Source organism: Vibrio coralliirubri, assembly GCF_024347375.1.
Taxonomy (GTDB): domain Bacteria; phylum Pseudomonadota; class Gammaproteobacteria; order Enterobacterales; family Vibrionaceae; genus Vibrio; species Vibrio coralliirubri.
This window is the reverse complement of record NZ_AP025470.1, coordinates 2133765-2159916: the sequence shown is the minus strand read 5'-3', so window position 1 is coordinate 2159916 and position 26152 is coordinate 2133765. Positions and strand designations below refer to the sequence as shown.

At 45.0% G+C, this 26152-nt stretch carries 21 protein-coding genes; 13 read left to right on the top strand and 8 right to left on the bottom strand.

Features of this window, described 5'->3' with window-relative positions; all coding sequences use genetic code 11:
- Nucleotides 1-120: 120 nt before the first annotated feature.
- The 3 genes from OCV20_RS09880 to OCV20_RS09870 all read left to right on the top strand — a co-directional run bounded on the left by OCV20_RS09880 (nucleotide 121) and on the right by OCV20_RS09870 (nucleotide 2516).
- Entirely contained in the window at nucleotides 121-594 is a 474-nt protein-coding gene (locus OCV20_RS09880; protein WP_017060433.1) for a DUF2947 domain-containing protein, read from the top strand.
- A gap of 164 nt (nucleotides 595-758) precedes the next feature.
- Complete coding sequence (locus OCV20_RS09875) at nucleotides 759-2072, top strand: IS4 family transposase (RefSeq protein ID WP_086775497.1); 1314 nt, start codon at nucleotides 759-761, stop codon at nucleotides 2070-2072.
- A 228-nt stretch (nucleotides 2073-2300) separates the two neighbouring features.
- A complete protein-coding gene (locus OCV20_RS09870; protein ID WP_012604204.1) occupies nucleotides 2301-2516 on the top strand; it encodes a hypothetical protein in 216 nt (71 codons plus the stop codon).
- A 156-nt stretch (nucleotides 2517-2672) separates the two neighbouring features.
- Here OCV20_RS09870 and OCV20_RS09865 read toward each other — a convergent pair whose 3' ends face one another.
- The 3 genes from OCV20_RS09865 to OCV20_RS09855 form a co-directional block, all read right to left on the bottom strand.
- Nucleotides 2673-5513, bottom strand: coding sequence for an Hsp70 family protein (locus tag OCV20_RS09865; protein WP_086775394.1), 2841 nt, complete (start codon nucleotides 5511-5513; stop codon nucleotides 2673-2675).
- A gap of 153 nt (nucleotides 5514-5666) precedes the next feature.
- Complete coding sequence (locus tag OCV20_RS09860) at nucleotides 5667-7631, bottom strand: Hsp70 family protein (RefSeq protein ID WP_086775393.1); 1965 nt, start codon at nucleotides 7629-7631, stop codon at nucleotides 5667-5669.
- Nucleotides 7631-8263: a DUF2760 domain-containing protein gene (locus tag OCV20_RS09855; RefSeq protein ID WP_017091262.1), complete on the bottom strand. Its 633-nt coding sequence runs from the start codon at nucleotides 8261-8263 to the stop codon at nucleotides 7631-7633. Before OCV20_RS09855 ends, OCV20_RS09860 begins: the two co-directional genes overlap by 1 nt.
- Nucleotides 8264-8611: 348 nt before the next feature.
- On the opposite strand from OCV20_RS09855, the gene OCV20_RS09850 reads away from it, so the two are divergent.
- The 6 genes from OCV20_RS09850 to OCV20_RS09825 all read left to right on the top strand — a co-directional run bounded on the left by OCV20_RS09850 (nucleotide 8612) and on the right by OCV20_RS09825 (nucleotide 13739).
- Nucleotides 8612-10150 (top strand): sensor domain-containing diguanylate cyclase, encoded by a 1539-nt coding sequence (locus OCV20_RS09850; RefSeq protein WP_048617459.1) that lies wholly within the window; start codon nucleotides 8612-8614, stop codon nucleotides 10148-10150.
- Between the two features lie 87 nt (nucleotides 10151-10237).
- The gene (locus tag OCV20_RS09845; RefSeq protein WP_017068784.1) at nucleotides 10238-10768 is read left to right on the top strand and encodes a 3'-5' exonuclease; all 531 of its coding nucleotides are present in this window, start codon (nucleotides 10238-10240) and stop codon (nucleotides 10766-10768) included.
- 305 nt (nucleotides 10769-11073) lie between these two features.
- Nucleotides 11074-11430: an antibiotic biosynthesis monooxygenase family protein gene (locus OCV20_RS09840; protein ID WP_048609176.1), complete on the top strand. Its 357-nt coding sequence runs from the start codon at nucleotides 11074-11076 to the stop codon at nucleotides 11428-11430.
- Nucleotides 11431-11445: 15 nt separating this feature from the next.
- Complete coding sequence (locus OCV20_RS09835) at nucleotides 11446-12141, top strand: hypothetical protein (RefSeq protein WP_050654444.1); 696 nt, start codon at nucleotides 11446-11448, stop codon at nucleotides 12139-12141.
- A 450-nt stretch (nucleotides 12142-12591) separates the two neighbouring features.
- A complete protein-coding gene (locus tag OCV20_RS09830; protein WP_414503114.1) occupies nucleotides 12592-13296 on the top strand; it encodes a winged helix-turn-helix domain-containing protein in 705 nt (234 codons plus the stop codon).
- 5 nt (nucleotides 13297-13301) lie between these two features.
- Complete coding sequence (locus tag OCV20_RS09825) at nucleotides 13302-13739, top strand: hypothetical protein (RefSeq protein ID WP_050621982.1); 438 nt, start codon at nucleotides 13302-13304, stop codon at nucleotides 13737-13739.
- Between the two features lie 33 nt (nucleotides 13740-13772).
- Here OCV20_RS09825 and OCV20_RS09820 read toward each other — a convergent pair whose 3' ends face one another.
- The 3 genes from OCV20_RS09820 to OCV20_RS09810 form a co-directional block, all read right to left on the bottom strand.
- A complete protein-coding gene (locus OCV20_RS09820) occupies nucleotides 13773-14222 on the bottom strand; it encodes a tellurite resistance TerB family protein (RefSeq protein WP_048609171.1) in 450 nt (149 codons plus the stop codon).
- 146 nt (nucleotides 14223-14368) lie between these two features.
- Nucleotides 14369-16414: a metallophosphoesterase family protein gene (locus OCV20_RS09815; protein ID WP_086775392.1), complete on the bottom strand. Its 2046-nt coding sequence runs from the start codon at nucleotides 16412-16414 to the stop codon at nucleotides 14369-14371.
- Nucleotides 16415-16438: 24 nt separating this feature from the next.
- On the bottom strand, nucleotides 16439-16924 hold the full coding sequence (locus OCV20_RS09810) for a VC1380 family protein (protein WP_086775391.1): 486 nt from the start codon (nucleotides 16922-16924) through the stop codon (nucleotides 16439-16441).
- 81 nt (nucleotides 16925-17005) lie between these two features.
- Between OCV20_RS09810 and OCV20_RS09805 the strand changes: the two genes are divergently transcribed.
- From OCV20_RS09805 to OCV20_RS09795, 3 genes are all read left to right on the top strand, one after another.
- Nucleotides 17006-18334, top strand: coding sequence for a MipA/OmpV family protein (locus OCV20_RS09805; protein WP_086775390.1), 1329 nt, complete (start codon nucleotides 17006-17008; stop codon nucleotides 18332-18334).
- Between the two features lie 198 nt (nucleotides 18335-18532).
- On the top strand, nucleotides 18533-22600 hold the full coding sequence (gene hrpA / locus OCV20_RS09800) for an ATP-dependent RNA helicase HrpA (protein ID WP_086775389.1): 4068 nt from the start codon (nucleotides 18533-18535) through the stop codon (nucleotides 22598-22600).
- Between the two features lie 143 nt (nucleotides 22601-22743).
- Complete coding sequence (locus tag OCV20_RS09795) at nucleotides 22744-23238, top strand: outer membrane beta-barrel protein (RefSeq protein WP_048611668.1); 495 nt, start codon at nucleotides 22744-22746, stop codon at nucleotides 23236-23238.
- 153 nt (nucleotides 23239-23391) lie between these two features.
- Here OCV20_RS09795 and OCV20_RS09790 read toward each other — a convergent pair whose 3' ends face one another.
- On the bottom strand, nucleotides 23392-24174 hold the full coding sequence (locus OCV20_RS09790) for a hypothetical protein (protein WP_086775388.1): 783 nt from the start codon (nucleotides 24172-24174) through the stop codon (nucleotides 23392-23394).
- On the bottom strand, nucleotides 24095-24880 hold the full coding sequence (locus OCV20_RS09785) for a hypothetical protein (protein WP_086775387.1): 786 nt from the start codon (nucleotides 24878-24880) through the stop codon (nucleotides 24095-24097). Before OCV20_RS09785 ends, OCV20_RS09790 begins: the two co-directional genes overlap by 80 nt.
- Before the next feature lie 410 nt (nucleotides 24881-25290).
- Here OCV20_RS09785 and OCV20_RS09780 point away from each other — a divergent pair, with 410 nt between their 5' ends.
- On the top strand, nucleotides 25291-26076 hold the full coding sequence (locus OCV20_RS09780) for a TetR/AcrR family transcriptional regulator (protein WP_048611674.1): 786 nt from the start codon (nucleotides 25291-25293) through the stop codon (nucleotides 26074-26076).
- The last annotated feature ends 76 nt before the right edge of the window (nucleotides 26077-26152 follow it).

Below are 26152 nucleotides of genomic sequence, written 5' to 3'. Positions count from 1 at the left end.
AAACGTAAATACAGATTTAGAGGCAGTGACGACATAGATAAAATGAAACCGTCACTGCATCAAAAAGAACAGATAGGCATGGTAAATACATCAGCCTGAGAAGATATTTGAGGAATTTTGATGTCATACACAACTTTGGACGAATACCAAAGAAAATGGATTTTCACACACCAGTCAATGCCGCTGCCGGCAGAGGACTTGGAAAAGATTAAGCCAATGACACAGGCGAGAGCATCTCAGTTCTGGAAAGAGAACGTGAGCCCTCAAAGCCCAGACGCAGAACGACTAAGCTCGCAAGACTGGCCAAGTAAAGCATCGAACTGGAATGAAGAGATCAGCTGGATGGCGCATTGGGAAGCGGATGAGCCTGAAATGCCAGAAGAGATTCTTAACTTTATCGATTGGCAAGATGACGTAACTGTTTATTTCTGTTACGAAAAGTACAATGTTCTTGAAACTAAATGGGCGATTTTCAAGAAGCATTGGAAGAACTTTTTGTTCTACGATGATGGCCCGATTTTAATCGGTCGCCGTCGTTCAGAAGCCCTTTGGTTTGCTACCAATGGCAAGGTGAAAATCGGTAACCGTGCTTAACCTCGGTGTGATTTAATCGAGTAGGTGTTGGTGATTCGAGCAACAGATAGATAAACAAAAAGCGAGCATTGAGCTTAATGCCGATCAGTTAAGTAAAAAAGACTGGTTGAACGATCCTCCAAGGATGTCAAAATCCGAGTGTTTCTTTAACACTCGGATTTTTTATGTTTCTTAGACAAGCCCTTAATCAAGTCCATAACTTCTCTCCAGAACAGCTCTCAGGGTTATCAGACCTGCTGTCCCCGGAACTCGTCGAACAGTGCCTCCAAGAATCTGGGGTTGCGACTATTCGAAAGCGCAGGTTACCAATGGAAATGATGGTTTGGAGTGTTTTAGGGATGTCCCTTTACCGTCATTTATCGATGGATAAAGTAGTCTCGCAACTTGATATTCTCCTACCGGGTAAGAAGCCATTCGTCGCACCTAGCGCTGTCATACAGGCACGTCACCGACTTGGTTCCGACGTTATGGAAGCCGTGTTCAATCACACTCAACGACTTTGGCACCGCAAGACTCCTCATCCCGATTGGCATGGGTTAACACTTCATGCTGTAGATGGTGTTGTGTGGAGAACACCAGACACTAAAAGTAATGATGAGCATTTTAGTAGAACAGGCAATAAAACAACGATATCTGACTACCCTCAAGTGAGAATGGTCTGCCATATGGAGCTGACCAGTCATTTACTCAACAGCGCTTCATTCGACTCAGTATCTAAAAGTGAAGTCGACCTTACGATCCCGCTTATTGAACAATCTCCCTCAAACAGCTTAACTATTTTTGACCGCGGATTTTACGCCTTGGGCTTACTGCATAAATGGCAAACCAGTGGCGATGAAAAACATTGGCTGCTCCCATTAAGAAAAGGGGCTCAATACACTGTGTTATCGAAGGTAGGCCGAGGACAAGAGCTCGTTGAGCTCAAGCTATCACCTCAAGCTCAAAAGAAGTGGGTTGATGCCCCCAAAACTCTCCAAGCTCGTTTAATCACAAAGACGATTAAAGGAAAAGAAGTCCGACTATTAACGTCAATGATAGACACGATGAAATATCCTGGTGCTGATATCGCCGAACTATATAGCCATCGTTGGGAAATAGAGTTGGGGTATCGTGAGATGAAGCAATACATGCTTCAGAACCAACTTACGTTAAGAAGCAAAAAGCCAGAGTTAGTGAATCAAGAGCTTTGGGGAATGCTGGTTGCTTACAATCTACTGCGGTTCATGATGTGTCAAATGGCCTATCATCAGAAGTCAGTGATGCCTTATCAAATCGGCTTTAAACAGGCTTCATTATTCCTTGTTGGACAGCTTCAATTATTACCAGCGGTCGCACCGGGACGAATCCCAGAAGTAATAAACTACATACTGGATATGTCAGAAAGCTTTGTTTTACCTGAGAGGCGAGAACGAAGTTACCCAAGAGCAGTAAAAAAGAGGCCTTGTCGCTATGCGACAAGGCCTCCAAGAAGACGCTAAACGATGCTTAACTTACAAGCATTAAGCATTGAGCTCGCTTTTTTTGTGCCTAATGATCTTCGAAGATCATGGGAAAACACCCATTGTTTGAGCCTATCTATAGGTGACCATTTTCATTCGTTCAAGGCGGGTAAATTACGAAATTGAGATCGCTATCTCATTGGGTTAGTTGAAGTTTTATGGGGTTGGGCTATCTTTATATTACTGCCTTAGTGGAGGTGAAGTATTATGATTTGGGATACTCTCGAACGTGTAAATAAACTTCGCAAGGAAGCAATGGAGGATCCAGAGTTTTTGGATTCAGCAAAAATGCATGAGGAATGGCTTTTAAGCGAAACTCATAATCAATCAAACAAAGGAGCAAAAGAGAAGAAACCGAAAAAACTATCTGACATTTATGAAAATACGGATTTTCCTATCAACCCAACTGGAACAAAACATTAATAATGATGAACTGCAACACGGCTAAGGCTCTTAACCAAAAAGCTATAAGTCGACTAAACATACCAGCCTTAAGCCACCAATAAAAAAGCCACTTTCAACGAATCGAAAGTGGCTTTTTCTTTACTAGTTAGCGATCCAATCTAATGAGCCCTAAAACTAGTTATTAATCAGGCTTAACCCGCTTGGTAACGCATCACCAAACACACGCTTAGATTCGCTCTCAGAAAGTTCAGTCACTTCACTCACTAGTGTTAACCATGAATCAGGTACCTTGCTTTGCTTAAGCTTCTCAATCACTTGATTGCGATACTCGTCAGAGATATCAAACTGACGGTCACCGGTTTTACGACAAATCATCACCGCTGCAAAGGCGATCATCTGCTCTTTATGCCAGTTCTGCTCAAGCAGTTTGGGTAACCATTGTTCAGCTTGTTCTCTAGGAATCACGCTGTGTTGGCTACCATACAAAGGCGTTCTTGAAGCCAATCGACCTAGCGCCCACCAGTGCGCTTGCTCAAACTGATTATGGTTAATCGCCTTGCTTAAGAACCAACTTGCCAGCAGCACTTTGTCTTCAACCTCAAGTTGCTCAAGTGACGCCGCTAAACGAACCATGGCTTCATAACCATTGTCTTGCGCATCTTTGGCTGTCTTAGGGTTTTTCATTGCACCTGGGTGAAGGTATTTAGCGATGTCCGCCAAGATACTCTCTTGCTGCTCTTGGTTTAGTCCACCAGCGACACGACGCCAGAATACCCACCAGTCCGTCCAACCTTGATGGTTCTTAAACTGAATGTTCTGTTGGTAAAGGCCCCAAATTTGTTCGATACGCCATGAGTCAGTCGGATCGCCAAAGCCAGGACGTAGCGAATAACCCGCCAAACGCAGCCAGTTTTTCTCGTGTGCTTCTGAGCGGCGACGACGTTTACGACCTAATGAAAAGGTATCAAACAGATGACGAAGGGTCGTGAAGTCCCATTCATCGCGTTTACCTAGTCGTTTCTCAAGATCTTTCGATAGCGTTTTGATCTCTTTTGATTCAGCGCTCTTTTTGTTGCCGCTGTACAGGCGAGAAATCAATTCCTTACACTCTTCCAATCTTGGGTGAAGCGCGGAGGAATCAGATTCATCGCCTTGCTTGTTTCTTACTTCAAACTCAAGCAACCAACGCTTAGAGTCATCTTCTGTACTCACGCACTCCATTTTCAGTGTGCCGACTTCGGTTAACTGACAAGCAAGCAGTACTTCAACACGCTCTTTTTGGTTGGCTTGAAGTTCTGCAGTACCTGAGCCTTCCAAGGTAGAAATATACGGTGGAAGAGGGGAGAACAAGTCGGCATCCACATTGACCATCACGCCGTTTTGAATGGCGGTGTCGTGAGCAATTTGATCGTGTGTTGAAGTCAGTAGATTAAATCGTACTGGCTCACCTAAAGTCAGCGAGAAACGACGGCTGTTTAAGCGTATCTCTTGTCCTTCTTCAGTACCTTTGGCAAGCAGACAAAGCGCTTTACCCATCTTGTTCTTCTCTTGTAGATGCAAGAAGTAAGAACGAGCGGCACCACCACCGATTTTCAGTTGTGCACCACGGCGGGCTTTACCAAAGGCAACCGCGCCAAGGGCAACAGACCAATCTGGATGAGGGTTATCAAGCACTGTGATTGGAGAGCCGTTCCAGTTGCCCAGTAGCTGTGTGATTCGTTCAGTGACCAATTCACTGTTAAACACACCACCATTGAGCAGCACGCCAACTGGAATTGCAGGTTTGGTGTCATCGAACTCAATAGAGTCTGAGTTTTCTAATGCGGCTTTAGATACTTGTTGGTGTGTTGCTAGGAATTCTGCAACGTGCTTACTCACTGCAGGATCAGCCACGTAAGGCAGACCAAACTCAACCACAGCACTGCGGCGTTTGTCGGGTGTTTCAGTAAACTCAGAAAGCGGGAAGAAACCTTCCAATGCGATTTGATGAACTTCTTGTTTGGTTAAGCCAATACTCTTAGTACCGCCAAGCAGCTTTGAACCGCTGCCCAGCATGGTGATCTTCACATCATCGGGTGCATTGGCAGAAAGTAGGCTCTCTTTTGCGGCGCGAGTCTGTTGAATTAGTTTGGTTAGGCTAGAGGCATTCAGCTTTTTGTTTTGATTGAAGCGTTGCTCTGCAAGGTGAGCAAGCGCTAAATCGAGGTTGTCACCACCGAGCATCAAGTGTTCACCAACGCCAATACGGTCGAGTGCGAGCTCGTTATTACCGTCGGTGTTCGCATCGAATTTGGCTTCAATTAAGCTTAAATCGGTGGTACCACCGCCAACATCACACACTAGAATCAGCGGGATTTGTTGAAGTTCATCTGCTGCGGTTTGTTGGTGACGAGCATACCAGTCATAACAAACGGCTTGCGGCTCTTCGAGTAACAGAATCTTACCTAAGCCCGCCAGTTCTGCGGCTTCGAGTGTCAGCTTACGTGCTGTCTCATCGAAGGAAGCAGGAACGGTAACCACAACATCTTGATCTTCAAGCTTGTTGCTCGGGTTACGGTAGTTCCATGCTTGGCGAATGTGGTTGAGGTAGCTTGCACTCGCCACAACTGGCGAGACTTTATCGACATCCGCTGCGCCAGCCCAAGGCAGAATGTCGGAGTTACGATCAACCGATTGGTGTGATAGCCAACTCTTAGCACTCGATACTTGGCGGCCTTCAACCTTAGCGCCTAATTCACGTGCCCATTCACCGACGATAACGTTCTTAATATCGCCTTCAACAGGGCTTGGTTCCCACGGCATCGTCAGGTCAGAAGGGGAGATTTGACCTTGTGCTGGGTGGTAACGAAAGGATGGGAGTAGGGGCTTGCGAACCACTTCACCGGGGCCGATGAGTTGGTCAATATCGAAAAGAGAAACAGGAGCATGTTGTAGGTCGTCGTTGATTTCACAGTAAGCGACAACCGTATTGGTTGTGCCTAAGTCAATGCCGACTAAAAAACGAGGAGTTGCCATACAAAACCTTATTCTTCCAGAGTGATGACCAGTTTTTTGATAGCTTTGGTCTTATTGTTGTTATTCGTAAACGCCATTCCTGAGAAACAGGCAGGGCTAGGTTGAGAACCGTATTGATAAAGAAACGGCACCCGCGAAGGTGCCGTTGATTCATTATGCTTGTTCGTTTGAGTCGTTATTCGAGTCTTCACGAACGTCGAACTCAACGTGCCATTTCTGACCGTTGTCAGTAGCAATCGCTTCTAGGTATAAGGTACCTAGCTCAGTAACGCGAGAAGCCAGAGTTACTGGAACCACTTCACCTTCGCGACGGCCTTCAGATACAGGCAGTGTCACTTGGATTTCAGGAAGCTCATCAAGCTCTTCAGGCGCCCAGTGATCAAGGTGCGTACCCGCTTCATCTTCACGGCGAATGGTTGAACCGAAGAACTGGAAGTGTACTGGCTGACCAATCACTAGACCGAACTCTTGGCTAGGTACTTGAACGCTTGAACCTTCTTCCATACCAAATGGGGCAACACACAGTGCTTCCATTGGAGGAGCCATACCCGGGATTGCTGGCATCGCGCTTTCAATTCCTACGTAGTAAGAAGAAGCGATACCGCCACGGATACGAACGCCTTGGCCACGACGAACTGCGCCGTAGTAAGAAGCACCGCTTGCAACTGCTAAGTCTAAATCTAGACCTGAAAGCTGTTTAGCGAACTCTTCGTCAGCATTGATCAACCATTCGTTGATAGTATCTGAAAGACGATCGGCAAGTAGGTTCGATTTTAGAACACCACCATTGAACAGGATTGCTGTTGGTTTGATGAAGTCTGCCGCTGGCGCTTCTGACCCTTGCGCTTGTGTACCGGGCATACCGGGCATGTTTGCAAACGGGTTGAAATCTTGCTGAGCCGTTTCGCTGTTTCCAGAAAGCGCGTTCGCTTGCTTAGAAAGGAATGCGGCAATGTGACGAGTAATACCTGCGTCTTGAGCGTAAGGCAGACCCATTTGAGTCAGTGCGCCACGTGTCTTTTGAACAGGGTGTTCAGTCACGGCTACTTTCGGGAAGAAGCCATCAACCAACGTTTGTTGTACTTCTTGCTGAGTCAGTTCTGTTTTCAGTGTTGCGCCAAGCAGTTTAGAACCACGGCTTGGAACAACGATAGGCACAGATTGCAGTTCAGCATCGTTTAGCAGTGCTTCTTTTGCATCACGACATGCGTGAGTCATTGCTTGAACCTGCCAAGGAGCCAGCTCTTTGCCTTCTTGAGCCAGTTTCATTTTCAGGCGGTAAGCCAGTGCTAAGTCCATGTTGTCGCCGCCAAGTAGGATATGTTCACCTACTGCGATACGGTTCAGGCTTAGGTTACCGTCATCTTGTGTTACTTCAACTAACGAAAGGTCGGTTGTACCACCACCGATATCGACAACAAGAACGATGTCACCAACGTTTACTTCATCACGCCATGTGTCGTTGCTGTTATCAATCCAGCTGTAAAGAGCAGCTTGTGGCTCTTCAAGAAGCGTTAGGTGAGTGAAACCAACATTACGTGCAGCTTCTGCTGTTAGGTCACGAGCCGCAGGATCAAACGAAGCAGGAACCGTGATCGTTACATCTTGGTCTGCCAGTTTGTGTTCTGGGTTCGCGTGGTTCCAAGCGTCTTTAAGGTGCTCAAGGTACAATTCAGTTGTCTTAAGCGGAGATACTTTTTCAACTTCTTCAGGGCTGCCTGCAGGAAGGAAAGCATCGCGACGGTTAACACCACCGTGGCATAACCAAGATTTTGCACTCGCTACCAAACGGATAGGGGTTTTAGAACCAAGGTTACGAGCAATTGCACCCACTAGCGCTTTCGGCTCTGAAGACCAAGGAAGAACGCGAGAGCCCGCATTCATTTCATGTTCGTGTGGTTGGTATAGGAACGAGCCAAGTTGGCTGCGAGTTTCTACTGTACCTGGCGCTGTCAGTTGAGGGATTTGCATCACCTCTACACGAGCGTCTTCATTGCTTGTGTCGATGAAAGACAAAACGCAGTGTGTAGTACCTAAATCGATACCAACACTGAACTTAGGTGCCTGATTTTGCTCTTGAGAAGATAGCTCTTGAGCTGATTGACTTTGGTGTTCCATTATAGCTCCACCTCTGCCGGTGCAATTACAGATGCATCGTAGTTTTCAGCAAGCTTAGGCAGATTCATATCAGTTGCTTTCCAACCTTTGTGAACCAGTGTGCCGTTGAACGGTGCATTGCCCGTTACATTGCCTGTTAGGCGAATTTCTTGAGGGTTGAAACCTTCAGCGATAGTGATACGTGTTTCTTCATCTTCTGTGCGGATGTGAGACAGCGTTACGTAATCGGCTAATACTTTTTGACCGCCAGTGTGAATAACACGAGCTGCTGCGCCAACTTCTTCATCAGAGAATGACGTTAGGTCTTCTTTTAGGAAGTCAATTAAGCGTGCTTCTTGCTGCATGATAGACAGTAGTTGCATTGCAGAGTCTGTTGGTGCTGTAGCAAGCTTAGATTCAACTTCGACTACTTTTTCGATCACACGTTCAACTTCTACTACTTTCTCTACTTCGACAATTTTCTCAACTGGCTTTTCAACTTCAACGATCTTTTCTACTGGTTTTTCTACGACTTTCTCAACCACTTTGGTTTTACGAGAAACGGCAATTAGCAGCAGTAAAACGCTTGATGCAGTTAGGCCTGCGTGAAGCATATCAAACGTTTGTGGGATTAGGTTCAAATCAACGATCATAGTGATTTCTCTTTAAAATTGATTTAACGGTATATTCGTCGGTTCAAAGGAATATACAGGTTGGAAAGAAACTCATTGGCACTAAGCCGAAACGGTCACTTTCAAGCTATAAATATGGATGGATACTAGCATATTCAAGGCTTAAGAGTGGTATTTAATGTTTTTAATCAAGTGGGTTTTTGGTGTGTTAGCTTGAAATTTAGTCGAGATTCGGTCGAATATTGGTCGCCGATGTAAGAGCGAGGTAAACAATGCCCATTTTATGTCATTTTTAAAACCAAACTTAAATGGAGCATCATTCCCTTCCGTTATATACTTTTAACTCATTAGAGCCTATTTGGAAGCCACATGCCCCACACCACCGACCCACTAACAGGGTTGAAGAGACGAACTCTCCCATTGGTCGTATTTTCGGTCAGTTTTTTGATTACTGTGTTGTGTTTTATATTAGTCGCGCTCAACCAAAACCGCGCGCTAAATATGAATCTGGATAGCTTTGCTACTCACCAGACATTGAGCTTGGAAGCGTTTATCGCCAATGATGTGGCTTATATTGGTTCAGGTGCTAATTTTTTCTATTCTAACGAACCTGAAAACTGGGACAAATTTGACCGTTTTGCTCAGCAAACGATTAATGACTCAAAAAGCTTAATCGGCTTACAGTGGATGCAAAAAGTGCCGGCAGATGAGATTGCCGAGCATACCGCTAAGATGAAAGAAAAATACCCGTCTTACGAACTGTTCACGATTCCAAAACACGAAGCAAAAGCCTTTGGCTACATCTTAGATGGCGAGCCGGCGTTCATTGCTAGTGACCTGTATCCCAATACACAAGCAAACGACAACGTTCTTGGCTTTTACTCTTCTCGTGAGCGCTTCAAGCTGGTTTTAGATAATATTAAACAGACGCGTAAAGCGAATATTTCAGACAAAGTTCGCTTGCTTCAAGACGGCTTAGATCAAGACACACCAAAGACAGGTATGCTGGTTTATCACCCTGTATTTGAGGGGGAAAGCGACAACCTGCTCGGTGTTGTGATTGGTGTGGTTCGCACGACTTATTACTTTGAAAATCTACTGGCTTCGGCGGTGGGCGACATGGATGTCTATATTCGTGTTACCGATACGGGTTTCGAAGCAGAAGACTCCCCAATCCTATTTGAAACTGAGGGTTATGAAGCTGTTTCTGGCCACCACATAACAAAGACGATTGAATTGACTAACCGTGATTGGAAGGTCGATTACAAAATAGATTCATGCATCTCTTTCTATGGCTATTTGGTATTAACTGGAATTGTTTTGGTGGGGACAACCATCTCATTGTTGTTGGCGTATATCGTTAACATGCAAATCCGAGAGAAAGAGCGTTTGTATCAAATGCTTGATAAAAGAACAGAAGAGCTTCGTTTTCTTGCCAACCATGACAGTCTTACGGAAGTTTATAACCGACGTGCTTTCAATAAGATGTTAGATAAAGCGATACAGCGAAATGAACCCTTTAGTCTTATCGGATTTGATGTCGATAAGTTCAAAGGCATTAATGACCAATTCGGCCACCCTGCAGGGGATGCTTTACTCATTCATGTGATTAAGCTGATTTCAGTGAGCCTGAAAGAGGGTGATAACCTGTTTCGTATAGGTGGAGATGAGTTCTGTATCATTTCTAGTATTACAAACCATGAAGCCCTAGATAGGTATCTACAATGCATTCTAAGTACAGTGAGTCACTCTCATTGTGAGCATAAAGGTCGACAGCTCAGTTGTACTTTGAGTATTGGTGCTGCCATTCGTGCCAACGAAAACACGGAAGAGATTCTGCAAAAAACAGACAGCATGCTCTATCAAAGTAAGTCGAATGGCCGAAATCGAGTGACAATTGCAGGCTAAATGAGCACTTGATACAACTAGGGTCGAGTTCTGTATTGGGCTCATGTACAATTTCACGAAATTTTTGACGAGAGAATTAGGCGACGTATGAATCACAATCGAGTGGTGTGTTTCGATTTGGAAATGTGCTGTTGGAGCGAAGACGGTGTGGGAACAACAGGGGAGATCATTGAAGTTGGTCTTGCTGAGATTGATCTAGCATCTGGCACTATCGTGAAGCGAGCACAATACTACGTTAAGCCAGAGAAAGACGAAGTCTCTCTATTCTGTGCCGAGTTAACGGGCATTACACCTCGTAAAATCGAAAAGCAGGGTCGCCCATTAGAGTCTGTCATCAAGTCGATGATTAAGAACTTCGGCGGTCCAAAAAAAATCTATGCAGCGTGGGGACGTGACGACCTCATCTTACACAAAGAGTGTATTGAAAAAGGTATCGAACCTCCGTTTAGCGAGTTCTTGAATATCGCCACGCTTTATCGAGTTCAGAATCGATTGAAAGACAAGCGCATTGGTCACCGCGCCGCACAAGAAGCGAAAAACATTGAGTGGGAAGGTCGTCAGCACTCGGGTTATGTTGATGCTTATAACTTGGCTAAGCTAACGCTGACGATGCTGTAGTCGTTTGCATTAAACGGCGCTTGGTTAAAACTCAAACCCGCCAGACTCTTGTGAGTTATTCAAATTAAGAGCCACCTACTTATTAGGTGGTTTTTTTATGCCTGTAATTTAAGAAAAATTCCCTTCCAAAGAAAACTCATTTCAGCGAGTGGTTTATCAATAGTGAATGGCTAAATCGCTTAATTAACGAGTGAATATTATTGGTTTGAAATTTAGCTTTTTAATTAATATTAAATCGCAGTTAGCAGCCTTGATTGGGTTGGGCTAGATGATAGCGTTAGCTCACCCAAAACAAGGAGAATAGGATGAAGAACATAATTAAGTATGGATTGGCACTGGGGGCGCTAAGCGTAAGTGCGTTGGTTTCGGCACAACCCGTTGTATTGATTAACACTTTTTCAGTCGAGCCAGCCCATGAAGCCGCGACATTAACGTATTGGGAAGATGCGCGAGATGTATTGGTGAAGCAACCCGGATATATCTCTACCAAATTGCACCGCTCTTTAAGTTCGGACGCGACATACCGCTTTATCAATGTCGCTGAATGGGAAAGTAAGAAGCAATTCCATGATGCAATACAAGTGATGAGAAAAGAGCTACCACCTTTAAAAATCGAAGGGGTTTCTGCTGACCCTAACTTGTACGAAATTATTCGCGACTAATTAGGAAACCACATAATGAAAACAATTCGAGGAACCTTTTTAGCTATTTTTAGCTTTCTATTTTCAGCGATTCTATTCTCTAGCTATAGCCATGCTGCGGCATACGGCGTGTCAGTGGCTTGGAAAACCGATGATGCTCAAGCGGTATTTGAGGCAATGCCTCATCAGCAAAAAGCCTTTGCTAACTTAGTTGATGCAGGCTTGGTCCACGACATGTTCGTATCAGAAAGCTTTGTCGGAGATAAGAAGTTTCCGATCATCAAGTTTGTGATTGAAGCGGACAGTGAGCAGCACGTGCGAGAGTTGATTGGTAACTTACCATTCCAATTTAAAGAGCTTGTCGAGGTGACTGAAATCAGAGACATCGGCAATAAGTGGTTAAACACTGAAGTCGCTTTCAAAAACTACGCAGTCGAACTCGCTTGGACAGAGCCTGAGAATCAATTCATTGTCGATGAGATTATCAGCCAAGATTTACAAATGGTTGTCGATTGGAGCGCTCAAGGCGTGATTACGTCTGCTTACTTAAAGCATCAAGAAATAGCTCAAGAGAAGCCAAACCAAAAAGCGATGATCAGACCTATCTACTCAATGGCAATATTGGCTAAAGACGAACAACAAGCTCGCGAAGTTGCTAGCCAGTTGAATGCAGTAAAGCTAGGCTTTGCTGAAGTCATGGTCAGTGAATTAGGCTTTAAACTAGACCTATAAATAAATGAGATCTATAGACAATAAGAACTAAAGAAAATGGAAGCTATCGAAAACGAAAATTATCAAAATCAATCGATGTAGCTTTCTTTCTATAGACCTCATTAGTTGTTCTAATGGCTAGGCTTTGTACTAAGGTGAGTGAGTCTGCGTGACTCACTCACCTTATTGTTATTTTATCTTGTTACCTGCTGAGCTTATATTTGGCTTAATTATTGGCTAAACTTATCACTATTCTTTTCTATGTATGGTTTGGCATTAGCTCGACCAAACAAACACCTTTTTGATGACCTTTTTATTTATGAACACCTCGCCAAAATGAACGCCAGTAGCCCTGAAAAAATCATCTTAGACGCTTCGGGTATCGAGATGATTAACAACACACTCATTGATTCGAACTTGGACAAGCGGGTGACTTTGTCTCCCTCAGAAGCCTTGATTCTTGAGTTCCTCGTGAAGAACAGCCCCAAAGCGGTGGGTCGCGACTTCTTGCTTGAGCATTGTTGGCCGGGCAGGGTGGTGACAGGCAGTTCGCTTAATGTTGCAGTGAAGAACATTCGTACAGCATTAGGTTCACTTAAGTGTGATTGCAAAATATTAACGGTGCAGAAGGAAGGGTACAGTTTTAGCAGACCTCAACAGCTTGGTGGCTACCTATCTACACCCACCTCGGCTATTCAAGTTGAAGTACCTCAATATGAAGCGCCTCGAGTTGAAGCGCTTAAAGAAACCTCAGTATCAAAGAGCTCGAGTACTGAGCGTGGTGACAATGAACATGAGCCAGCCTTAACGAAGCAACCAGACCCGTATAAACAACGTCAGGTTCAGCACTTTATCGCGCGTCATCGCTCTCGCATCGCAGGAATATTAGTCAGCGCGTTTCTTCTCATGCTGTTTTATCAGTTTGCCTTTTTTATGGATAAGACGAACTATCGCGGCATGGATGTTTATCACGACAGTTTGAATTTTGATCAAGAGCTTTTAACTGAGTTGAATACTGTGTCAGAACTCGGTGTTGAGTCACTCTACCTGCATCGCATTGGCGTTGGGTGTCAGAACATTCAAGCCGTTGCTTTGATAAACGGGCGCTGGAAAGAGATGAGCCATCAGTTTAAATCGCTCTCTTGTGATGACGACAATGACGATGAGCGAGGATAGCTGATATGAATCGTAAGTTTTGGATGCCTATCTTGTTGACGCTTTTTGTGATTCTAAATGTAGGCTTAATTTCTGGGCTCGCAACCAAAAGTACTTATAAATTCACCGCAGAATACCCGATGATAGGCTGGGAGAAAATCTCACTTCGATTGGAAAATGGTCGAGTTAAAATGCAGTACATTGGTTACGACATGGATGGGAATGTCGTCCAAACCAAGCAAATGTTTGGTGTGTTCTTACGCTGGGGGAATCACTACTACCTTTACCAATTGGACCAAGAGCAGGCCCAAGATAAACAGACATTCAATATCAAGCACTTATATATTCAACAAACCCAAGGTAAGCGCAGTGTGTTGGTATCGAATCAGCGCGGCCTTTATGTAACGAAAAAAGGCGCGCCATTAGAACTTAAAGGCATCATGCATGGCGATCGATTACGTTAATACAGAGGCTTAACGCGAATAGAAAACCTGTGGTTAGCTTTTACCGAGGACGTTCAGCTTAGTTTTGATAAAGTCACTGTGGTCGACGTAGAGCAGTTCTGCTGTTTTACGGATCACAGAGTCTTCGATAGGGTCAATTTCCCCGTCGGCATGCGCTACTTCCCACATCGCTTTGATTAAGTCGATTCGCACTGGCTGAGATAGGTCTCTGAGTTGCGATGTAAAGTCATACAGCGATACTGATTGCTCTACTTTCGGCTCTGCTTGCGCGAGCAGCACCTTTGCTTGTTCTTCATCTAAATCCAGCAAACGTTGCAGAAGCTGTAGCTTAGCGACTCTTTCTGATTCATTGATCTGATGGTCGGCTCCCGCCACTTCACACAACAAACTCGCGATGGCGATATTAGGTGATGTGCCTTGGTTTTTGCTTAGGTCCTGGCCTTCAATCAATTGTTTAAACATTGATGTGAGAGAATTGAACATAACGAGCTCCAGTTAAAATTTGTATCGGGTTCCGTAACGCTGATAGCTATCAACTATAACCATAACTATTGGGTCTACAGAGTGTGATCGCAAGCGTCTTTACTAAAAACTGACATTACGGATACGCGAGCGATAAGGAGCACTTCCTAGTCCGGTTCCGGAAAACGCGTAACCTTACCATCGCCGCTCAGGGTGGTGATCGATTGCGGTTTCCCATCAGTGTCTAGCCTCAATTCTCCAATCGCACTGCGGTTTGAAAGGCGATAGAAGGTTTGATTGTCGGGGCTTCGCTTTTCGATCTTCAAGCGTTTACGCTTCGTGAAGTAGTTCAAAACTGAGCGAGGGCTGTATAACAGACGGTCCCATACATCGCAGAATTTAAGCAGCGGAGCAGGGAACTGATTTTTAATACCACTACAGGTGATTTGATAGATGTTCGGGCTGTTGCGACGATACCTAAGCTTGATGTCATAAGCGAAGGAGTAGTGAACGTCACCAGAAAGTACCACGAAGTTGGTTGGTGTTTTGGTATGGGTAAAGATGCTGATCAGTGTATTAGCACTGCCCGGATGTGCCATCCAGTTTTCAGCGTCAATCACTAATGGCTTGCCGATTGTGGTCGCCATCTTTTGCAGTGTTTCAATAAACTTCACGCCAAACATCGGTGCAGCAGAAACGATCACCACTTTATCTTGATTCATTAACTGATGTTGAAACTCAATCAGGGCCTCCCAGTCCATCAAACCTGAAGGCTTATTCATGCGTGACTCTGAACGCCAACGACGCGTTCGAGTATCCAACACAATGACTTTTGGCGAGGTATCGATCGTGTAATGCCACTCTTCAAAGCGACTCAGCATCTCAATGAAGGCTTGATGCTTGTCTGGCTCGATGTTGCCAATAGAGTGAGTAGTCGCTGTATTGCCGGTTTCATTATGAGTTTGTTTACTAATGCGCGGTTGTTTAGTAATGAGCAGTTGATCAACAAAAAGCTGTTTTGCTTGCTCGATAAACGTTTCGTCGAAGCTCTCCGGTTTGTTACCCCAACCTTGACACATCCAATAAGCCGCAAGGCCGTTACCAATGACTTGAGTTGCGAACTGATTTTGGTCGACGGCATGTTCCCAACCCACGGTAAGGTTCCAATCATCAGTCACATCGTGATCGTCGAAGATCATGTACGTTGGAATATGCGCGAATAGACGTTGTACTTGCGGTAAGCCAGCAATGAAATCATCCATGATGACGCTTTCATCACGCCACTGTTGCTGCTCAGTCGGTGTTAATTGGCGTCCACCTTGAGTGAAGTTATTCTCAATTAAACGCTCTCGATTGACGCATTGCCAGAGTGTCGGAGACCAAACCAATAAGTACATCGCGATAAACTCAGACAGCGTGACCAAGTGGTTTTCACAATCGGTAGAGCTAAAAATCGGCACGCCACGGTTCGGGAAGAACTTATCGAGCATGGATTCTGAAGCGGTGTGGTGCGGTAAATAGTGATGACGCTGATATAAGTGATATTCACTGTTATACAGAGCGTCACTGCTGTTGATTTGTTTAATTTGCGAGTCGGTCGGTAAGCTCTCGCCTACAAGGCCAAGCCGTTGAATCACTTGTTGAATAGCATCAAGCGTTGGGCCTGCCACATGGTCGGCGTAGATCTGATCGCCGCTCATCATCAGCATGTCGGGTCTTTCAGCGACGGTTTGCTCGGCCATCTTGTTGTCGGCTGCGACTAGGCTGTCCTTGCTTGGATGATGCGGATTACGGCAAGAGCCATGCAGAATGTAATCAGCCGAGGTCGATATCTTAAACTGAACGCGAGATTTACCGTTGTAAACAAGGTGAGGGGCGAGCTCTTTTAGTGAACCTGACTCTGTGTGAATGTCATATTCAAGCAGCGTATTAGTCGGAAACTCACCTTGTAAGCGAATTAGTGTTACCCACGCATGTGTACCGATTTGAATTGAATCATGCTCTTCAAGCGATGAGGTATAAAACGGCTGGTCTTGTTCTGCTTCAGAATGCTCTTTTTCGTTCGAAAAGCCCGTTTCTTGAATGTGAAGTTCAGCTCTGCCTTTAAGAGGCGAGCTGGTGACTAACCAAAGTACCACTTCAGTCGCGGTGGTTTTTCTTAAAATGGGTCCGGCGAGTAACAGGGGAAGAGATGATGTCGTAGAGGGTTTCAATACGGTACCTAAAATCGTTAGTGGTTAGTCGTCGTGGTGTTCTTTTGTTTCGAGCTTATTCGTGTCTGGCTTTGTGGTTTGAAGCTGTGATGCTTCAAGTTCTACTGAGTCAGATTCTGTTGATTCAAGTATTTCGATAACTTCCGAGCTAGAAAGTTCATGACCCATTAGAAATATTGCCAATAGGGCATCGGCTTTAGTCTTGGTATCGGAAGGCTCGTCTAATAACAGTTCGAGCTTTTCACGAATCATAGCAATCTCGTGTTCAACAAAACCACGGCCTTCTTCATCCCCTTGGTTGTCTTCAGGGGCATTATCGAATTCAAGAAATAGCATGTCACCGTTTAGGTTGGTATCCACCAAACGCTCGGGCAACCACGCCTCACCCATAACAATATCTGGATCGGAATCTTTGGGTAAGTGATCTATAATGTTTTGTAATTCGGAGACTTTCACAATACTTTCATTTAACCGAGAATATTCTACATTGTAACGGCCAATGCCGAGCAAACCTAAAAATAGTTAGCCGTCATGGTTAATAAATGTCTATTCAGTAACACAATATTTATTACAAAGAGTAATTAGATAAGAATGAAGCTCAAATATTTACCGACTCTCCCTTCATCTGGGGTGGTTTTACTAGGTAGTGCTTTCCTAAGTAGCATTTTCGTAAGTGCTAATGCGTGGGCCGCTGAAGAGCAAGAGTGGGGCATCGCTGCAATGTTCCGTACTGCGAGCATCCCTTATGACACGTCTGGTGGTGACCAATCGGTTAGCTCATTCGTACCGATGCTGTTTTTCAAGAACGATTATGTGTTCATTGACGGTACCGAGATGGGGGCATACCTCTATCAAACTGACGATGAGAAGTGGTCTTTCAATGCTATCTCTCGCATGCGCTTTATTGATATCCCAGCATCTGAGCAGAACGCGATTGAAGGCGATACGGCGGATTTCGGTGCTCAACTGACCTACCAGCTTGATGATTCTTGGTCTGTCGAGACGGAATTAATGAGCGACAGTGAATACAACTTCCACGGTAACTTACGTGCTAAAGCTAAGTATGAAACCGGAGATTGGGAGTTTTACCCGAGCGCGACACTTCGTTATAAAAGTGCTGACTTCAATAGCGAGTATTACTCCGCGTCTAATGAAACCATTGGTGCCGGTGTTGACTTAAATGTTGGTGTTGAAACGCGTTACCATGTGGTTTCAAACTTGTACTTATTGGGTTCAACCAGTGTGACTCGATTGGACGATAACGCTTACGACTCGTCGATTGTTGAAGATCGTTATCAAGGTGAGTTGTACCTTGGCTTTGGCTTCTTTAACGACAAAGAGAAAGCGCCGAAACCTAAGCTGAGCAATGCGCCGTATTTACGTGTCGCACACGGCTGGGCAACGCCATCCAATATTGGCGACATCATGAAGTTCAATACAGAGAAAGACGAATACAATAACCAGTTGACCTCGTTCTTCTATGGACACCCGTTAACCGATGAGATCTTCGGCTTCCCATTGGACATCTATTTGACCCCAGGTATTGCGCATCACTGGAGTTCAGACGTTCAATCAAGCAGCACCGAATACATTATCGCAATCAAGGCGTACTACACCTTTGATTGGCCAACTCAGTGGCGTGTTGGTGTGGCAGAAGGTATGTCTTACATCGATTCGATTACCTACATCGAAGGCTCAGAGATGGACCGTAAAGGTTACACAGCAAGCCATCTGTTAAACTACTTAGACTTCTCATTTGATGTGAACGTCGGCGACTTGATTGGTAAGAATGACTTGAACAACTTATGGTTCGGTTATTCATTGCATCACCGTTCTGCGATCTTTGAAAAATCCTCTCAGTATGGTCGTATCAAAGGCGGCAGTAACTACAACACGGTTTACTTCCAATATGAGTTTTAAGCGCAGTTTTTAACGTTAGCTTTAAACCAGAGTTGACTAAGTACGACTTACATTTGACCGCGCTTTCATAGCTCCTGCGAGTGTTAGCGAGATTAATCAGCCTGATAGCAAAAGGTTTTCCCTTTGCTGTCAGGCTTTTTTGTTTGAGACTTGTGATATAATCGCGCGAGTTTAATAAGTACAAGAATAGGACACGCTTTGACTTCGTCTCCGGAAAAAGCAGATAACAACAAGAATGCAGCACAGCCAAGTTCTTCACAGAGCAAAGCGAAACCAAACCAAGCTGCATCGAAAAAATCTGCTGAACAATCAAATACCAAAAAAGCTGAACAATCAGCGACAAACAATAAATCATCTCAGAATAGCCCAGCCTCTCTTCGTAAAGCGCTCAACGAATGTATGATGCGCGATCGCTTCCGTTTGAGTAAGCGAATTGCTGGTGCGAGCAAAATTAAGAACGAACAAGCTAAGCACGCTGTCTTTGATGAGATTGCGTTAGACATTGCTAAGTCGATGATGACGGCAACTCAGCGTGCGGCACAGAAACCAACGATTGAATACCCAGAAATTCTACCGGTTAGCCAAAAACGCGAAGACATCGCGAAAGCCATCGCTGAAAACCAAGTGGTTATCGTGGCGGGTGAAACGGGTTCGGGTAAAACCACTCAGTTACCAAAAATCTGTTCTGAGCTTGGCCGCGGCCGCTTTGGCTTAATTGGTCACACTCAGCCTCGTCGTCTTGCGGCGCGTTCGGTTGCGAACCGTATTGCTGAAGAGATGGAAACACAGCTGGGTGAGTTCGTTGGTTATAAGGTTCGATTCAACGACCAGATTTCGGACAATACCCAAATCAAATTGATGACCGACGGTATTCTACTGGCGGAAATTCAACACGACCGATTCTTAAATCAGTACGACACCATCATCATCGATGAAGCGCACGAACGCAGCCTAAATATCGATTTCATCATGGGTTACTTGAAAGAGTTGCTGCCAAAGCGTCCTGATCTGAAAGTGATCATCACGTCGGCAACCATCGATCCAGAGCGTTTCTCGAAGCACTTCAACAATGCACCAATCATTGAAGTTTCTGGCCGTACTTACCCAGTAGATACGCGTTACCGCCCATTAGGTGGTGATGAAAGTGATTCAGACCGCGACCAAATCGAAGGCATCTTTGAAGCGGTTGATGAGCTGTGTGATGAAGGGCTTGGCGATATCTTGATCTTCATGAACGGTGAGCGAGAGATTCGTGATACCGCAGATGCATTAAGTAAACGTAACCTTCGCGATACTGAAATTGTTCCGCTTTACGCGCGTCTATCGGCGGGTGAACAGAACCGTATCTTCCAGTCTCATACTGGTCGACGCATCGTTCTGGCAACCAACGTGGCAGAAACCTCGTTAACCGTTCCGGGCATCAAGTATGTTATCGACCCGGGTACGGCGCGTATCAGCCGCTACAGCTATCGTACTAAGGTACAACGCCTACCGATTGAGCCGGTATCTCAAGCGAGTGCTAACCAGCGTAAAGGTCGTTGTGGTCGTGTTGCGGAAGGTATCTGTATTCGTCTGTACTCAGAGGAAGATTTCGAATCACGCCCAGAGTTTACTGACCCAGAGATTCTTCGTACTAACCTAGCATCGGTTATCCTTCAGATGACAGCGCTAGGCCTAGGCGACATTCAAGCGTTCCCATTTGTTGAAGCGCCCGATAAGCGAAACATTCAAGACGGTGTAAGGCTGCTTGAAGAGTTGGGTGCGATCGCGACTGTTGAACCGTCAGCGAACAAAAACAAAAACCACGGTGATGATAAGAAGAAGCTAACCGCGATTGGTCGTAAGCTGGCAAAACTGCCTATCGATCCACGTTTAGCGCGTATGGTGATTGAAGCGCCACGTAACCGATGCCTACACGAAGTGATGGTGATCGCGTCTGCGTTGTCGATTCAAGATCCGCGTGAGCGTCCATCAGATAAGCAACAATCGTCTGATGACAAGCACAAGCGTTTCTTCGATAAAGAGTCTGACTTCATCACGTTTGTGAACTTGTGGGACTACATCAAGCAGCAGCAAAAATCGCTGTCGAGTAACCAGTTCCGCAAACAGTGTAAGCAAGATTACCTCAACTATTTACGTATCCGTGAATGGCAAGATGTGTACTTCCAAATTCACCAAGCAATGCGTGAGCTGGATACTAAGTTGAATACAGAACCGGGCAGCTACGATGGCATTCACATGTCACTGCTATCAGGTTTGCTTTCGCACATCGGTATGAAAGACCAAGAGAAGAATGAGTATCAAGGTGCACGTAATGCGCGTTTCCACATCTTCCCTGCGTCTGGCCTATTTAAGAAACAGCCTAAGTGGATCATGTCTGCTGAGTTGGTAGAAACCTCAAAGCTTTGGGGCCGTGTTATCGCGAAGATTCAACCTGAATGGATTGAACCGCTAGCGAAACACCTGATTAAACGTAGCTATAGCGAACCACATTGGTCGAAGAAACAAGCAGCGGTAATGGCACACGAAAAAGTGATGCTTTACGGAATCCCAATCGTACCTAAACGCCTTGTGAACTACGGCGCGATTGATGCCACCGTCAGCCGCGAGTTGTTCGTGCGTAGCGCGTTGGTAGAAGGTGAGTGGGAAACCAAACACGCTTTCTTCAAGCAGAACCGTAAGCTTCTACAAGAAGTCGAAGAGCTTGAGCATAAATCACGTCGTCGTGACATCTTGATCGATGATGATGAACTGTTCGATTTCTATGACCAGCGTGTGGGCGAAGAAGCGGTTTCTGGCCGTCACTTTGATACATGGTGGAAGAAGACCAGTCAGAAAACACCTGAGCTGCTTAACTTTGAAAAGTCGATGCTGTTCCGCGGCGATGCTAGCCACGTTACCGATCTGGATTACCCGAATTTCTGGCATCAAAACGGTATCAAGCTCAAGCTGAGTTACCAATTTGAGCCGGGCGACGATAACGATGGTGTAACGGTACACATTCCGCTGCCTATCTTGAACCAGATCGACCAGAACGGTTTTGATTGGCAGATCCCAGGTCTACGTCAAGAGCTCGTAATTAGCTTGATTAAGTCGTTACCTAAAACGCTACGCCGTAACTTTGTACCTGCGCCAAACTACGCAGATGCATTCTTGGCACGTGTGACACCACTTGAAGCACCGTTACTGGATTCTCTTGAGAAAGAGCTACGCCGCATGACGGGCGTGGAAGTAGTGCGTGATGACTGGAAGTTAGACCAGATTCCAGAGCACTTAAAGGTAACATTCCGTGCTGTAGATCATCGCAAGCGTAAGCTGAAAGAACAGAAAGATCTGCATGAGTTGAAAGAGAGCCTGAAAGACAAGGTTCAAGAAACGCTTTCTAAAGTGGCAGACGATGACATCGAGCAGCAGAACCTGCACACGTGGAGCTTTGGTGAATTGCCAAAAGTCTACCAGCAGAAACGCGGTGGCTACGATGTTAAAGCCTTCCCTGCGCTGGTGGATACCAAAGACAGCGTAGAGATCAAACTGTTCGAAACCGAGCAAGAGCAGATCTCGGCTATGAAATCGGGTCAGCGTCGTTTAATCCTGTTGAACGTGCCATCGCCGATCAAATACTTGCACTCTAACCTGCCGAACAAATCGAAACTTGGCTTGTACTTCAACCCATACGGACAGGTACTCGATCTTATTGATGACTGTATCGCTTGTGGTATTGATAAGCTGATTGAAGAGAAGGGCGGTTTGGTTTGGGAACCCGAGCAGTTTGAAGCACTGAAAGAACACGTACGTGCAGAGCTGGGTGATACGGTTGTTGAGATTGCTCAGCAGGTTGAAACCATCCTAACCACGGCATTCAGCATCAGTAAAAAGCTGAAAGGACGCGTGGATCTTTCTATGGCATTCGCACTTTCTGACATAAAAGCTCAGGTAGAAGGTTTGATTTTTAAGGGTTTTGCCACAGAATGTGGATGGAAACGCCTGCCAGATATTCTACGCTATATGAGAGCGATTGAACGCCGCATGGAAAAACTGCCAATTGACCCGAACAAAGATCGTCTTCACATGATCAAAGTTGAGTCAGTAATGAATGATTACAAAGAACTGCTGAATAAAATTCCAAAAGGGATCGCGGTTCCAGAAAATGTAAAAGAGGTGCGTTGGATGATAGAAGAGCTTCGTGTAAGCTTCTTCGCACAGCAGCTCGGTACGCCTTACCCAGTATCAGATAAGCGTGTTAAAAACGCGATTGATGCTTGCTAAAGGAATAAAGCTAGACGCAATGGCAAGGTTTGGGTATAAATCTTGCTTATTGCATTACTAATTGAATAGTTATTACATACAGGGCGACTTGGTGGCAATTTATTACCACTCAAGGCCTGCCACTAGGACGAAAAAGGTCGAATATGAAAAAAACGTTATTGGCACTAGCACTACTAGGTGCATCTTCAACAGCAATGGCTGATTCTTGGTTGTACGGCGGTGTAATGGGTGGTCAAAACTCATTCGCTGGTGAAGATGAAAACGCGGTGGGCATCCACGTAGGTACAGGTATCCTTCCACTAATCGGTGTTGAAGCGGGTTACTGGGATCTTGGTTCTTTCGATAATGTTAACTACGGCAACCGTGGTACACAAAACGTTGACGTAAGCACTGCTTACCTAGCGATCAAACCAAGCATCGATTTTGGTCCTCTACACGTATACGCGAAGGGTGGTCTTCACTCTTACGAAGTGAAAGGTCAAAGCTTTAAGCAGGACGATGTTGATATCATGTACGCTGTAGGCGCTGAATACTTCATCTTCGGTCCACTATCTGTAGGCGCTAGCTACCAAAACTTCAAAATGAAAGATGACGACGCAGGCGTTTTCTCTCTAAACGCAACTATCCACCTACTGTAATTAATCAGTAAAACGATCGTGAATAACGGTCGGATAGTCGTTAAAGAGTTCGTTAGAATTCATAAAAAATGCCAGCTTGATAGCTGGCATTTTTGTATCTGTTAACCGTGTAATCGCAGCACTGTTGTCTTCTAACAGGCAGCGGGTAGATGGTTACTTTTTACTGTTCAGAATACGCTGGATTCTTGGGTTAATCGCTTTGCCATGTTGGCTTTCGTACTCTTCACGTTTCAAATCGTTCAGGTTCTTCACTGAGTTAGCGGCAAGCAGGAATTGCGGCAACTCCGTTTCTAGCATGCCTTTTTCATCTAAACGCTTTGCTTCCAAGTAGTACTTCTTAAACAGACCATCCAACTTGTTTTCCGCGGTGCGCTTCAAGTCGTACAGTTTGTTTTGGATTAACCACTTTTCAATCTTGTTCACCGCAGTGCGCGACAACACACGGATACGGCTATCCAGCAACTCTTCTTCCGTTAAAGAATCTTTCAGGATCCAAAGCTCACCCATTTGCGGCGGCCAACTGTTGCCAAGCTGAATACGCTCGTGACAGTGCATTAGCACACGGTTAAGGCCGTCTGAATCAACAGAGTTAGCAAACTCAATGAACTTACCGCTTGGCTCACTACCGTACTGATATTCCCACTGTGTTTCGTACACGCTCAAGAAAGAGCCGAACACGTGAATACACCAATCCGTTAGTTCCAATTCTGCAGGATCTTGATCAACAACAGGCACTTGTTGAGACGCACCAGAATCCGCAGCTTGTGCAGCCGCTACTTTCACTTCGGTACTTTTCGCTTCAATCACTTCAGGTACTAATGGAGCTGGAGCGTCAGGTACAACAGGTTGAGCTGGCTCAGAAGGTTGGCTTTTTGCCTTTTTGAATGAGCTGCTGCCTGAAGCGTTCAGATGGGCTAAGCTTTTGTCTATACCCATTTCCTTGAGCTTGTCCTGCATTTCCTGAATATTGAGAGGTCTTCTGCTGTTGTTGTCTTTCATTTTGCTTCTCGTTAACTAACCAGTACTGCAACTTAGATTCGATGCGTGATATTGGCATTAGTTCATTGGCTTTGGCTTTATACCAGAGGACAAATTTTTTCCATACTAAACTATGGTCACCAGCAAGGCCGGAGAATTTAAACGCACGTTCCGCCCATGTTGGAATGATCTCTTCATCCAAATCATGCGTTGAAACGGTGTTGCTGTTCATTGAGCCTCGGCCTTGTGGGCGAGGGGCCTGTTGCATGTGTTGCATTGGCGCCGGAGCAGGCTGAAACTTGGGTGCAGGTGCAGGTGCAGGTGCAGGTGCAGGTGCAGTAGAGTAGACCGGAATACTATTGGTCGGTTGAACCTCGACGTGCGCCGCAGCTTGCTCCTGCTCAATGAGCATTTTGAAAACGTGAATCTCTTTTTTATCTCGATAATCTACTTTCACCTTATCGAGAAAACCTTGGTCGACTAAACATTTAAGACAGTCGGCTAAACCAAACGTAGAGAGAGCACAAAGTTGACCTGCTGTTTGTAGGCACACATTGGTGTAGCCGAATTCGTCAGCACCGTCTGCAAGCATCAATAAAACCAGCTTTTCTGCAGGGCTAGAAGTATTCACTTGCCAAGCTAAATAAGAATATTTGGCGCTCAATATCGTGTTCTCAAAAAAGGTAAGTCGTTGTCACTATTGTAAGTCACCCCTAACGGAATTTATAGCAACTTAACAGAAAACGGCATTAGTAAGCCAAATATTGACCATAAGGAGACGTCTGCCCCATAAAGGCAGCATGACTCGCCAATTTTCTCGTAGCACGCTCACATCATCATCACACCTTTTGACTATTGATAATTTCATTACCTATTCACAAACTGTATTTGATTTATAAAACACCTTGATATGATCAATATTTGCGCTATTATGACGATAAGTCAGAAATGACGAAGCGTCACAAAATGGTTAACTACATGAATTTACTATTCGTGTTAATATATTGGATAGGAGTGTTTTAAATACTGGCGAAGCTTAGATGATAGCTAAGCTAAAATACGGACTGAGAAATTATGTTTGGCTTTGGTTGTAAAGGCGATAAACAAGGTATCTTTGGGTGCAAAGGCGTGTTGTCTAAAAAGCAGCAGTCTATCGCAGACCGAGAAGTAGAGTTGATGTTGCTAGCAAAAGATCTGGTTCGAGAACAAGGGTTCGGAAACCTCACGATGGATAAGCTAACGGCGGCGAGTTCTTATTCAAAAGGTACGATATACAATCACTTTTGCAGTAAAGAAGACGTAGTTTTAGCCTTGTGTATTCACTCTTTAAAGGCCGAAGCATTAATGTTTGCTCGTTCAGGAGAGTTTGAAGGCAACACTCGCGAAAAGGTCGTTGCATTACACGTTGCTTACCGAATCTATGTTCGCATGGAGCCGGTACTATCAACCTGTGCGATCATGGCAAAAAGCCCGTGGGTACTAGAGAAAGCGTCTAGTGCACGCGTAGCCGAGATGAATGAACTGGAAGAATTGGTGATTGAACAAGCCGATTTAATGGTTAACCAAGCAGTCGATGCTGGTGACCTAAAATTCCCTTCTGGTATGGGTTCAGACGCCATCGTGTTTGCAAACTGGTCAATCGCATTTGGTTCAAATGCCTTGTCACAGAATGCTTCAAACAGTCATTGTATTAAGCGGTTACAAGACCCGTATTCAGTATTATACAACGCGAACATGCTACTAGACGGCCTCAACTGGCAACCTCTTTCTACTGATTGGGACTACCGCAAAACTTGGCGTCGAGTAGAACAAGAACTGTTCAGTGAAGAGATTGCCTACTTAGAATCTGTAGGTCGATAGCTTCTATTAAGCCCACTCATGTGGGTTTATTAATAACCATTAGTGACGATTCGTCATAAACTTAAGTTTAGCCTAG